At 28.4% G+C, this 14,267-nt stretch carries 6 protein-coding genes and 1 other RNA gene; 1 reads left to right on the forward strand and 6 read right to left on the reverse strand.

All coding sequences use genetic code 11. The annotated features are described in order from the left end of the window. Nucleotides 1-32 precede the first annotated feature (32 nt). Nucleotides 33-429: a transfer-messenger RNA gene (ssrA, locus tag M2306_RS04960) on the forward strand. Nucleotides 430-1,427: 998 nt separating this feature from the next. Here ssrA and M2306_RS04965 read toward each other — a convergent pair. From M2306_RS04965 to M2306_RS04990, 6 genes are read right to left on the reverse strand one after another with little or no spacing between them, the layout of a single operon-like run. Further along, on the reverse strand, nucleotides 1,428-2,012 hold the full coding sequence (locus tag M2306_RS04965) for a hypothetical protein (RefSeq protein WP_498882778.1): 585 nt from the start codon (nucleotides 2,010-2,012) through the stop codon (nucleotides 1,428-1,430). A gap of 34 nt (nucleotides 2,013-2,046) precedes the next feature. After that, a complete protein-coding gene (locus tag M2306_RS04970; protein WP_259190827.1) occupies nucleotides 2,047-3,753 on the reverse strand; it encodes an NERD domain-containing protein in 1,707 nt (568 codons plus the stop codon). Between the two features lie 41 nt (nucleotides 3,754-3,794). After that, nucleotides 3,795-7,835 (reverse strand): hypothetical protein, encoded by a 4,041-nt coding sequence (locus tag M2306_RS04975; RefSeq protein ID WP_259190826.1) that lies wholly within the window; start codon nucleotides 7,833-7,835, stop codon nucleotides 3,795-3,797. A 41-nt stretch (nucleotides 7,836-7,876) separates the two neighbouring features. Next, on the reverse strand, nucleotides 7,877-10,012 hold the full coding sequence (locus M2306_RS04980) for a DEAD/DEAH box helicase (protein ID WP_259190825.1): 2,136 nt from the start codon (nucleotides 10,010-10,012) through the stop codon (nucleotides 7,877-7,879). Between the two features lie 5 nt (nucleotides 10,013-10,017). Further along, nucleotides 10,018-11,337: an ATP-binding protein gene (locus M2306_RS04985; protein WP_259190824.1), complete on the reverse strand. Its 1,320-nt coding sequence runs from the start codon at nucleotides 11,335-11,337 to the stop codon at nucleotides 10,018-10,020. Then, nucleotides 11,337-13,691, reverse strand: coding sequence for a tellurite resistance TerB C-terminal domain-containing protein (locus tag M2306_RS04990; protein ID WP_259190823.1), 2,355 nt, complete (start codon nucleotides 13,689-13,691; stop codon nucleotides 11,337-11,339). The genes M2306_RS04985 and M2306_RS04990 overlap by 1 nt, the downstream gene beginning before the upstream one ends. Between the last annotated feature and the right edge of the window lie 576 nt (nucleotides 13,692-14,267).

The raw sequence follows: 14,267 nt of genomic DNA on the forward strand, positions 1-14,267 counted from the left end.
ATTTTGCAATCTCTTAAAAACTTATTCTATAAGGGGTCGATCGGTTTTGACAGCGAGTGGAATTAGTCAGTAAGCACGTCGAGCGTTGTTGTTTTGCTCGTAAATATCAGACAACGAACTTTTTAAACGGCGAAAATAATTACGCTTTAGCTGCATAATCTGAATTATAGTAAGATTGCCTTAGTTTCCACTAGGTGGAAGAGCTAGATTCCCCTTAAGAGCCTTGGTTTGTGGCGCTTTGTTGAGGGGAACCGTAAAATAAACCTAGGAAGGTTAGTGTCTCGGACATCTTCCGAAATCTTAGAGGCTAAGTCAGTAGTGGTTGTTTCAAACCAAGCTGCTGATCGAAAATTTAAGTTGAAACTAAGCGTGTAGAAAGCTCTCTGATTGCTTGTTTGGACCCGAGTTCGATTCTCGGCGACTCCACAGATAAAAAAGCCTAACTATTGATTTTTAAATAGTTAGGCTTTTTTTATGTCCAAATCTGTACGCTTTTTGTACGCTTTTATTTTTTAGATTCTTTTAGATACTTCTTTCTATGTTGTCTTATCTTTACTTTTTTGTTTAAAAAGCAATGTTTTTACCGTGTTTTTTGATTAAGTATTATTAATCGAATAAGTTAAAAAAATAATTATGCCGTAAAAGTTATATTTGAGGTGTTTCTTCTTAAAAGATCCTTAGTAATAGCATTTAAAATAAGTTATTTTTATTATTGAGTGATATATCAAAAAAAGAGATAAAACCTATAATTTAGGATTTATCTCTTTTTCTATATCTTATTTATCCTCTTAGATCAAAAGTATTAAAGAGGGATTTACCCCCTACTCCATATATCTTATAAATTACGGCTTTCAGGCTTTTGAATTTTTGTGTGCCATGAAATAGCCGAGCTTTTAAATCGATGATTTTTTAGTGTATTAACACAATCTCAAATATAGAAATTTTATCTATAATAATCAACACTAATATACCTGTTTTGTTATTCATTTTTACTTAATAAAACAGCTTGAATTAATTTAAATCAATAAAAAAAGAGATAGAGCTCCTAATTATATCTATAAGGAATTAATTCACCATAAAAATTATTATCCACCCTGTAGATATGATTTCTCTTATCTTTTTCACATTTACCTATAATACCATAATTTTTATCAGTATATAAATAAACTCTACCGCAACACCCTACTTTTAAACAATTAGCAGTCCTTCTTCGAAAAGTAAACCTCCAAAGAGAATCTCTATAAATTGAATAGAACGATTTTCTATCAAACAGAACCTCGTTACCTACTTTTAATTTACCACTAAAAATTAAGCACAAAATTCTTATAGGAAACTTAGTCTTCATAATACGTTCTTTATTAAAATGTACAAACGTCATGATTGAACAAAAACAAAATACAAAAAATGTTAAACGCATTACTTCATTTCTAGAAAAAACAAATGAAACTGTAAATATTACAATAGGAAAAAATTATCAGAACTATATAGTAAAACTTAGAATCTATAAAGGATTGTTTTATGCTGAATGATTCTCGTTTTAATTCATCTTCATCAAAAAATATTGTACGCTGAACTGGAAAATTTATTTTTCTATTAAGCACAAACTCAATATCTCTTTCTGACATTTTCATAATATCTTTTGCGATATTTTTATAGGTTAATACCTTTATTCTAATATTTGGATATTCATCTTTCAACTTCTTAACTATCTCCAAATCTCTTACTGTTTCAACCCTATTGGTTATAAATGTAAACTTTTCAACATCATCATTTTTCATTAAACAATTTCTCAAATCGGATTCAAGTTTTTTATTTACTTCCTTATTTGAAGAAATTGCAAAATATTCTTTGGTATTAACACAGTAACCGTCCTTTCCTCCATCTCCATCTCTTCCATTTGTAGCCACGTGTTTAAAATCATTATACTTTAAACTTAAGTATCTCTCACAATACTCTTGAAATTCAAACCTTTCCTTACCTCGTAAAACTGTCTCTATATAATCTATTTCCATTAATATATTAAAAAGTAATTTTTATGATATCATCCTATAAAAAAAGAAATTCCCCACTTTGCTTTTCTTCTAAATATTTCTCATTCCTAAATCCCATTGTCTTGTAATACTGTTTATCAAATATATCAGCTAAATCTGGAGTTGTTACTAAACCATCTAAATACTTCAATTTTTTTCTATTTATTTTTTTACTAAGAAATGCTCCACAAACCTCTAATTCATCAGCACAAAATAATTTCCCGTGCAAAGACTCTCTCATTAATAAAAAATCAACTAATTTCTCAGGTCTTTCCTTATAAGCAATTAGTGTTAATAGAAAAACTTCTAAATCATCATATTTAATAGCCCAAGGAAAAACGTCTTCCGCATTTTCTAAATGAATTAATGAAGATAAATCACATTGAATTTGTCCAAATGTTTTAAGGTTGACTATAATTGAAAAATCATTTTTGAATTTTGTTGTATCAATCTCTTCAACAATATTCCCATTTTTATCGGTAATTTTTAAAGGCTCTCCATTAATAAACTTTTGTTCTACTCTTCTAGTCTGCTTATAAGCATAACCAATACAATTATCAAAATCATCCTTGATTCGAACAAATGCTTTATTTGGATCCCTAAAAGGTTCTCTAATGGAATAACCTTTTGCTTCTATTATAAATGCATATTCTTTCCATAAGAATAAAATATCCTGTTCACAACCATCAACATAATAACCAGTATATAATTTATAATCAGAATCTAAAAAACGAGAAAATATTTCGACAATATTTTTTTCTAATAATTTTCCTTTCGAATCTATAAATTTCTTTTTGTTAACTTCTATATTAGTTACTATTTTTTCAAGTAATAATTCTATAGCATGCATAATTTGCTTTACCTCAAAAACCTGATACATCTTTCCATCAATAGACAGTATAGGTTTTTCGTACAATAGATTTCCTGGCCTAGTTTCTGTATAGTATAAAAAATTTCTTTCTTCTCGTTTTACAGATAATAAATTCAATATTTTTTGAACTTTCTGAATTGTTAAAGTATCTGAAATAAGTTCTTCTGCATAAAATCGATCCATTATTCCGTGATCAGCCATAAAAGTATAAAGATGCATATCTTTATCACCCATTTCTCTTATAAAATCAGGCACATGTTCAACTATGCCAACTTCAACTTTTGCATATTCTTTCCAATTCGGCCTTAACAACTCTTTATTAGTTGAAAATGCTTGAAAGTTTTTTTGAATTAAATTATCAATACTTTCATAAAATTCAATAAAATCCTCTGTTACTAGATTAGTTTCCAAATAAATAATATCATTCATTGGAATAAATAAATCTCTTACCCAATTCAATACTTGTTCTTCATAATTTAATGGACCTTGATTAAAATATGATAAGAAAGATGGCATCGAAATTTGTCTAACTCTTTTCCATTCTTCTGTAATTTCTCCTAAATCTTCAGTAGAAAATAAATTATAATATTCTAACTCAATCTCATTTAACAAGATAATTATCTGCTGCCATTTTTCATTATCATACTGAATATCAGTTCCATTTTCATTATTTGAAGAAATATTTAAACCTACTAAATAATACAATTGTCTAAGAGGTGACGATAAATGTCCTATCTGATCGTGAGCTCGACTTATATTCTTCATTAAAAATGATATATCACCGAGAAACCATTCTGTGTTGTAAGTTGAAACTAATTCTTTTAATGCTTTTGATTTTAATTCTAAACTCATAATTCAAATACGATATATTTATAAATAAATTAATACAATTATCAATACCCTTTATATTTATTAATATACCTCTCATAAAGCAATATTATAAAAACATTCCAATTTTCTGTACATATTTTTAACCTTTCCGTCCAACTGAAAATAATTTCCATGTTGATTTTGAACTGGAAACCTCCTTCACTTTCTACTGATTCAGGAAATATATGATCTTTAATATTCATCAATGCATCAAAATATTGCCTTTCTTCTTCATTTTGAAGATAATTATCCTTATCAAAAGGAAATATACTTAGCCATTCTGTTAAAGAGTTAATTACCTTCTGAAGAGATATTTGTATCTCTAAACTTACTTTTTGTAAGTAATTTTCTAAATTAATTTGATCATATTCTGCCAATTGGAATTCTTCTAATAATCTTAAATCATAAAAATGATCTGTTAAAAGAAGTATTTTTCCGTATGCTTCTGTAGTTCTAATTATATCATTAAATTCTGGATATAAATTCGTCCATCCCTCAATATTTAGATTTTCAATAATTTCTGTTTCAATCGGTTGTGTCATAGAATTTGTCAAAGATAAATCTTCAAACAACGTCTCTTTTATGCTGTACAATCTAACTTCATTCCATTGATTGTTTAAGCTCTTTTTGTGAATGGTCTGGATAAAATAAAAATTAGTAAACCAGAGTTCTAGCATTAAAAATTTTAAGCTGGTGTATTCAGAATTATCTATTATTTGTTGTATAATTTGATAAGCTTCTTTATATCCCATTAATGCCCAATAAACATTTTCTCCATCAACTAAAACAATAGGTTTATAATTTGTTGTCTTATTATTAATATACTTGATTGAGAAAGAATTGAATTTTGAAGTTTGTTTAAATTCGTTTATTATTTTTCCTTCGAAATCTGATTTTAGCTTCAAAATTCGTCTTTCAGATCGAACTCCTTTACTATTATTATTCAAAAAGTCTTTCCATATTGAAGCTGTAGTAAATAGGCTATTCATTTCGATTTTTGAATAGTGTTTATTAGCAATGTTACCTAAAACATTGTTGTATTGACTATTATAAACTTGAAGCTTTTCAATTGCACTATAAAGGTTGATTTGAGATAAACGTTCAATATTTTCATCATGTATATGCTCCTCATCGGTGTTTAATTTAACTTTTGAATATAATGTACTTGCTGACTGTTGAATAAAGTTCTCTATATCTATTCTAAAGTTTGAAACACTTTTAAAGAATAATTCATATTTTGTTTGTAACTTTTTGTTGCGTTGTTCTCTTTCATTTTCATTAATTTTCCCTCTTTTATTACCACCATAAATACCTAATGGATCTGTAATTGATTTGGGTTCTTTGATCACTTCTGACCTTTCAAAAGCCATGTTCTGCATAATAGGAACAACAGGCATATAATTTATACTACCTTTAAGCAATTTCTCAAATGAGGTATTAAACTCGCTAATTTTATCTTTGATAATTACTTCCCAATCATTTAGTTGGCTTATATATTCAGTCCAGTCTTCTGGTCTTAATTGATATTCATATAGTCTAACGATTGAAGAATTGATGTCTACCCATTCTTCTAAAGGAATATTTTCGATAGATATTGTTTTGCGTGTATCATCATAATCTATACCTAAAGTATGTAAACGATGACCATATCCTTGAGAATTAAATTGTTTTTTATCTGGAATAGCGGTTCTGATAATATCTAAAACAGATACAATAAAATCATTAGTTGACCTCTCTATATTATTCTTTAGAATATCAATAATGAAATGTACATTTACTTCGTTGTCATCTATAGATAAGTGGATTATATCAAATTCTTTTTTTATTTGTTCAATGAAGACGTCAACATACTTTTTACGTATCGTATCCAATTCTACTGAATAAGAATACATACCTAACATTAATTTAGATAAGCTTCTGCTATCCATCATTTTGAATGCAGATTCATACACATTTTCTTCAAATAGTAATAATTTTCCTTTTTGATTAGATATATTTTTAAGCCAGAATAAGGTTTCTCCGTAAGATTTCCATCCAAAGATACTTGAAGGTATCACTTCTGGGAAATCAAGTTTATGGATGACTTCAGTTGCTAGATTGAATACATATTGGTTAGATGTTAATCTATGATTGATATCATTTATTTTTTGTCTGCGTTCGTCATCCACATTAAGCACATCTAGCATTATATCTTTATTATAATTGCTTTCAAACATAAAATCTGTAAACATTGCCCAAGAACTACCACAAATAGTTCTACATTCATCTATAACTTCACGATTAGTCTCAACATAATTTTTAGTTCCCTGCCAAATAAATGATTTTAAAATAGAAGCATATATAGACCAATTACTTACGCTAATTTTAATATTTAAATCAGTAATAAATTGATTAGGTTTTAGTATTTCAAGATGGAACATTTGTAATAAGAATAAATACAAATCTTTCTCATCTATCAACGGAATAGATTTATAGGCATATTCTTCTTTATATGTTGTAAATTCATCAAAAAGTATTTCAACTAATTTCTGTGAACGGATTAAATGTAATCCTTGAATATATTTTCCATTCAAGGATTTTTTAACTAAATATTCATTTTCTAACTTTTCGATTATATATTGATAATCAATGCTTGAACTCAATTTAGATACATCAATCTTAGCACCTAAAGAGTCAACAAGACTAACAATTCTTAAAAACTCAATTTCAAGATTACTACCATGATTATTTTCGCTACGTAATTGCTGAACTTGTTGTTTCAACTTGTTTTGTAACGAGGTTCCTTGAGTAATAGAATACACAAATTCTAATAGTGGAGCATCATCACCAATTTGAATCCAAACCTGTTCAAAGTCAGTAAAATTTGTATTTTTATTACGCTCATTTAATTTAGAATATATACTTTCAGCTTCTTCCTTAGATAAGGATAAGTCTATTTCTTTATGTCCAAATTCTACTCCGATTGCCGATGCTCTGTACCAGTCTTCATTCCTTATGGCTACTAAAAACCTAATATGATTTAAATGGGCAGATTCCTTTATGATCTGGATCCACTCTGTTGAATTGGGGGTTACATTAATGACAAGTATGGTTGGAATTTCTAATTTCTTACTTATAACATCAATAGCTTGAATTGATTGTTGTGTTATAATAGGATCTTGCTGTATATTTAGTTCGTAAGAAAGCCAATCAGTGGCATAGTTACGTATATAACTATAGAGTAAAGTTGTTTTTCCTTGGCCAGACGCTCCTTTTACTATGATAATGTTATGCTCTTTTAATTCATCATGTATTTTTTCAAGATACTTTTCTCTTTTAACATCTAAACTCAATAAAATATGCTCGTATCTTGTTAAAGTAGCATTGTAGAACTCCTTTTCTAAAAGTGTTAGATTTGTATTCTCTATAGAAACCTTATGTAATGGTTTCAAGACCACTCCATATTGATTGTGAATAGCAATCCTTTCTGATAAGTATAAGGCAAAATCTTGAATCTTATTATAAAAAACTTTCGTTGAAATAGGTTGTTGTTTCTCAGCAATAAATTGTAACCAATTCAACAGAAATCCAATAGTAGGGATAGGATCAACTTCAGGAAAATGACTTTTTAATAGTTTTTCTATTTCTCCAGCGGTTTCTTCCTCATTAATCTCTATAAATTGAGTTTTACTTTTAACTAATATCCATTCATCTTTTGTTATATTATATTTTCTTAACGTTGGCTTCTCTTTTACAGAAATAGTATCTTTATGATTTATCCAATTTTTTAATTCATGACTTATTTCCCCATAAGAAACTAATATTGGAATTCCGTCTGAGTATTTAGATAAAAACCTCTTAATAAATGAAGTTTTTTTGACAGATAAAATATCAGATAATGTAATTGGTTTTCCCAAATTCTTTAATTGTATTGCATATAAAAGTTGACCGTTGCTATCCAATATATCTAAATCTTCTTCTCCTTCTAATCTAAATATAAGATCTTCTGATAAAGAGGTTAAGATATAATACAATGAATATAAAAACTGGGTTCGATAACCACGTAAAGCTGCTATTGCTGACATTAAAAACTCTATTTTAATTATTATAAAAACTCTTTGTTCTATTAAATATTTTCCTTCAATTCTATATTATTCAGAAATTGCAATGTTTCTTCTATAGAATAATAAGCATCTACAAGCAAACTAACTTGCTGATTAATGGGTAAGTATTTCCCCCATTTACTAAAATCTATAATATTTGGGTTTTCTTCTATAACATACTTTAGATATGACTTAATCTCCTTTGAGTCAATATTAAACTTAGAAAATAACTTATATAGATCTTGAGCTGTTGTTAGCTTTAGTATTATACTATTTTCTAAATCGTTATAGTCATTTTTGATTCCGTTAAAATCGAGAAATAAGCAAATTGTTCTATTTATCTTTGACGAAGCAAAGGTGTATAGTTCAGTCTTATTTACATCGTGTTTTAGTGGTCGATCTATTTTGTAGTTTATTAGTTTGTAAACAGCAAACTCATCTCTAAGCAACTTTAAAGCATCTGTTGATGGTTGGTCTAAGTAATCAAATTCTTGTTTGCTAATTAGAATTTCTATCATCTTCTCTTTTATGATATGACTAATATCTACAGGTCCTCCATAAAAAGTAGGCTTATCTCCTGAATTTGCAGGCTGAACCACAATCTTCTTACTATCATTTTCAATGAGTATTACTTTCCATACTCTTGAAGCCAATAAAAACTTACTCTCTTCACTAAGCATAGGATTTAAAGGAAGTTCACCAATAACAATATTTTGATGAATTACTTTATACATTTGTTCACTCTCGAAAACACTATAAAAGTCTTTTGAATTAACGATGTATTCCCCATCAAGGCTTATCAATAATTCTTGGCCTGTTTGTTCTACAATTTGCTTTTCCAACAGCGATTGTATAGTCTGTTCTATTTGAATAGCTGTAACATGCTCAAAAGAATAATTTTGTTCAAAATAGTTTATCAACTCATTTTGAGTAATTCCATTTCTACTTTTAATTACAGAAAGTATTTGATGAACTAAAATATCAAATGGACATACAGCATTCGTTTTACTATCTATGACTCCTTGTTGATATAGCTCGCAAATAGCAAGACTTTGTAATAAAAACCAGCTATTTGTATTATACAGGACTACTTTACTTTCTTGTCCATCTTTTCTACCACTTCTTCCAATTCTTTGAACTAGCGAAGCAATATTAAATGTGGAATCAATTTGAACAACTTTGTCTACTGAACCGATATCAATACCAAGTTCTAAAGTAGAGGTACAACAAATTGAAAATGGTGAATAAGTATTTGTTTTGGCAAAATTCTCAATGTATTCTCGAAGTGATTTATCGACTGAAGAATGATGAGCAAAAAAATTGGTGTGTAAATTTCCTTGTTTACTGATCTTTAAAAGATAATGTGTAATTTCTTCAACCTTACCTCGACTATTAGGAAATATTAAAACCTTATTATTATAAACTTCTTTAAATAGATCTTTAATCAAATCAAGATTATAGTTATTCCCTCCTTTATTTTCAAAATATTTAAAAGAAATTCTTGTTGGTTTACTTGAAGAATCTTTTAACACCTTCGTATCTGATGGACGTCCACCAAATTTTTTAATCGATTCTAAATCACCTATTGTAGCAGAAAGACCAATTAATCTGAAATTGGAATTTGCCCTTTTCTGGATTCTATATAGCAATGAATTTAATTGGACTCCCCTATTTGAACCATCAAAATAATGTATCTCATCTATTACAACATATTTTAAATTGCTAAAAAGATGCGGTATCTCGTGTGATCGATTACAAAACATAGCTTCTAAAGATTCCGGAGTTATTAAAACAATTCCATTTGGATTTTTAATAAGCTTCTTTTTAGCTGATTGACTAGCCTCTCCATGCCATTTGGTAATCACTATATCTAAATGTTCGCAAAGCTCTTCAATACGCTTAAACTGATCATTAATAAGAGCAATTAAAGGAGAGATATAAAGAACTTGTACTCCGCTTTCAGAAAAATCAACATCCGTTAGAATAGGCAAAAAAGCAGCTTCAGTTTTACCCGAAGCTGTTTTTGCTGATAGAATATAATTATCCGTTGTTGTTAATATTCTTTGTATTGCAGCATTTTGAATAGGACGTAGTTCAGACCAGTTCTGCTCTGCAACATATTTTCTAATGGGTTCTGAAAGTAAATTGTAACTGCTCATACTTTTTATAGTTCTTCAATGGTATCTAAATACGATAAATCCATATCATGGCGTTCATCTAAAACATTAACTTCTTTAAACAAAGAGTCCTTGTTTAACGTTGGGTTCTGTCTTAATAGATTCAATATATTTAAAAAATCACGTGTAACTTGTCTTGGAGTCAAGAATTCTTGTGCGCCTGGTTTATTATAAATCTCTTCCATAAAATTTTTAATATCTTGATCATCAACCTGAGATTCAATTTGATAATTCTGATTAAAAATAGTTTGCAGATTTTTAAGTAGTACATAAATCTCATTGTGATTAAGTGGTCTAAGTTTAATCACAGGTTGAGCAAAATCACGAATTTCTTGCGTTTCAAATCTATTGGTTTGAAGTCTAGTTTTTAAAGCATTATAACTAAAAAGACCTCTTCTTTCGTTTTCTAAAAAGTCTTTTGTCCCCGCTATATTAAAGAATAAGTTCTCTACTTTACCTTGTAAACAATCGTTATAGATTGTTAGTATTTTTTCATAGTTTTTTTCCCTTGTACCTGAATTTTGAATTTTATAGAGATTAATTGCTTCATCTAAGTTTATCATAAGTCCACTGTATCCAATACTTGTAAATAACTTACAGAAGTTTTTAAGCATGTCATAGTAATTATGATCATCAATAATTTCTCTAATACCCAATTCTGATCTTGACTCTGTTTTTGTCTTATACTCGCCTTTCAACCATTTCAGCGCATATTTTTTTAGGTTTTCATCATTCTGAATATATCCTTGGTAATACTTCATAATTACAGATCCAAAATCAAATGCTCCTACATCAGATAGTTCATTAATCGTAGTCATAATTTGTGTTTCAACAAGTGGAAGATTTTGTTCTTGTGTAATCTCAGTAAGTGGAATTTGATTATCCTTAGAAACTTTCATTAAAACACTCTCAATCCACTTTTGCAGTAAGATAGGCAGTGCCCCTCCTTCAGGTTTAGTTTGAATAGCTAGGTTATTCATAATAGCAGAATAAAGAAGTACTGCTTTACCATCGTTGCTGTATAATCGATTCTCAGGAGTAAAATCTGCATTAGCAATTACAAATTTTTGCTTTAATGCTACTGTATTTAATAAATGAAGCATAAAAGATTTTCCTGACCCAAAATCTCCTATCCAAAACTTCATTATACTATGGCCATTCTTAACATCTTCTAAAGCGCTAATAAAGGCATTTACTTCTTCATTTCTTCCTACTGCAATATGAGAAACTCCTATCTTAGGTACTACACCTCCAATAAGAGAATTAATTATAGCTGTTGCTTCTTTTGGCTTGATATTAGTTGTCATTACTTTAGTATATTTTGATAATATTGTTCTTCAATTGTATAAGTATCCTCTTGTTCTTCGATTAAATTGTCATCAATAAGTTCATAGGTCTTTTCATTAATATTGTTGATTAATGAATCTACAAACACCCCATTCTCACTTGCAAACTCTTCTACTAATTCACGCGTAATTTCATTATTAAAATTCTGAATCATCTGTAAAAGTTCAATTTCATGTGTGTTATATCCTAACTCTTCATTAAACAAACTTTCTTGTTTTGGTTTTGTTGCCAATTGTTCTAATAACGAAGTATCTAATTCTGATTCTACATCCTCATCTTCTAAATATTCATTTAAAAGCTCAACAGTTTCATTTAGTTGCTTTTTTACATCACTTATCTTTTCAAAATCAAGCTTAATTTCTTTTCGCTTAACTTCATAAATGCCTTTAAGCTCCTTTACTGCACGCTCAAAATCCTTTGTTTTTAAAAAATTATCCAAAATAACATTGAACTGATCTAATTGCTGCTGATTCTTAAATAATACTTTAAGTGTGGTTTTATTCAGTGGTTTATTATTTATAGTTGCAGAATCTAAATCTGCTTGGATGTATTTTAAATAATATTCTAAAGCCAATAATTGATCCTGCTTTGCAATGTGCTTACTGGCATCAAAATAGATATTTTCTATGGAAGGGTTATACTTATTAAACTCAGCTAACTGATCAATCTCTTTTTTAAACTCTACTGCATTTTGAATATTTTTTACAATTTGCTCAAATGCAATTTTCCATCTTGTTGTGTTTTGTTTATTTAAAACAAGTTCTGATTCTAAATTTGCAGGTTCACATAACAAAATCTCCTTTTCCAATGCTTCTTCAAAAACTCTTTGCAAATCTTCAAATAGGTCAATTATTTCAGGTTTTGTGTGTAGAGCATCTACATTTAACTTGCGTTTGTGATTATAAAATTCACGGACTTTATTCTCTGTAAGCTTAAAAAAGTATCTATAAATTTCTTGTTTATAGGATTTTAAACTCGATCCTTCAGAATAATACTGAGCATAGTATGGATTTGAATCATGCTTTTTTAGTAGAGCTGCTATTTCATCAATTCTAACAGATAAAGTTGTATTATTCTTCTTACAGTACTTTTCTAAAGCATCTATTACTCTACAATATACCAGCCCCTGTTGATTAAAGCAAAATTCAGCTTGATTAAAAACTGTCTCATGATAAATACCAATTCTATTTAAATATCTAATCTGTTTTGGAGTTAAATCAAACTTTTCCTTAATATAATTCCCTACATAATAATCCTGCTCATTATAATTAATATAACTACCATGAGAATTATTTTGGATCAGGTCTCCATAATTATTTGATAACGTGTTTGAATTATATTTCTTTAATATACTCGCAGTATATTTACTTATTTTTGGATACAACTCATCAAGTACACGATAATACGATTCTAATTTCAAATAGTCTTTATTTTCTTGATGTTCCTGTTCTAAATCAAACATTAAAGTAAAAGCATAACCTAAATTATCTTGCTCTAATTTTATATATGATTTACTTTTAAAGTCCTGTTTAAACTTATTATAAAAGTTTTTTATTTCCCTTTCAGCATACTTAATGGCAGTAACTGAATAAATGTATCCACTATTCCAATATGGGACCTGAGTTATTTGTTCATTACTTTCTTTTTGAATAGATTCACTCTCTGTTACAACTTCTGTAGCAATATTTATTGTATTAACTGCATTTCTTTTTTCTAATATCTGTTCACAATAAATTCTAGTTCTTGGATAATGTTTAACAAGAATATTATAATTAGATTTTAACTTCTCATAATCATTAGTAATCAAAAACTCTCTTTCAAAATCAAATAAAAGCACGAAAGCATAATTTATTTCATCTTTTGTCAGTGGCAAAAACACATGAGTTAAAAAATTTTTTTTAAATTGATTATAAAATTTTCTAACATCACTATTCGCTGTCTTAATATCATTATATGAATAAACAGAATTAAGTCCCCAATAGGGAACCTCAATTTTTTGTTGATCCATAATTTGCTCTCTTCTTTCTGCCTTTTCCTTTATTAATTGTAGTACTTGAATTACCCCTAAATTGCGTTGAATATTACCTGTTTTTCGCTCTATTGTTTTTATTTCTTCTTTTATCAGAGGTATTTGAGTTGTACTTAAGTTATCTTGAGTATTGAATATATTTTGTTCTTTTTTTTCTATCTCCTCTTTTATAGATGATATTTGATTTACAATCGATTTATGCTGAGTATTAACTATCTTTTGCTCTGTTGGTTTTACTTGTTCTTTTCTTGGAAGTAATTGATCTCTGTTTGGCTCTTTATGCATTGTATTATTTTTTAATTGTTGTACTAAAAGTAAAAACAATGGTATTTCTGCTTTGTAGTTTAATACGTCGACTACTTTCTGCTTTTGTACTTCAATAAAGTAAATGCAATATCATTCTTTGCTTCAAACATTGGTTTTAATGCAGTAAATCCTTCGTACAATCGATTTACTTTGTTTTAATGAATCAATTGCTATGTTGCAAAAATAAATACATACAATCTTTTGATTTTCATTTGGCTGTTTTTATTCTTTTCAATGGTAGTCTTTAGTTCAATGTAAAAAAGTAGTATTTCAAACCACAATTGTTTATCCTCACTGTCGTAGCCTTCGACTCACTTCGTTCCTCTTTACTACTCCACTGACGATAAACTACTTTTAAATACATTGCTACAACCATTTAATTTTATTGCAATAGATAACTTACAGCAAAACACTTTTTAAATCAATTGTACGCCTTTAAATTGTAGTGTACATTGTAATTGTTTGCTATTATATAAACCACTGCCCAAAACCCAACTACTCTTTTTACTACTCCACTGTTGCTTTTTTGTAGTCTATGGCTGTACTTTACCTTTT

Source organism: Myroides gitamensis, assembly GCF_029894455.1.
GTDB lineage: Bacteria > Bacteroidota > Bacteroidia > Flavobacteriales > Flavobacteriaceae > Flavobacterium > Flavobacterium odoratum.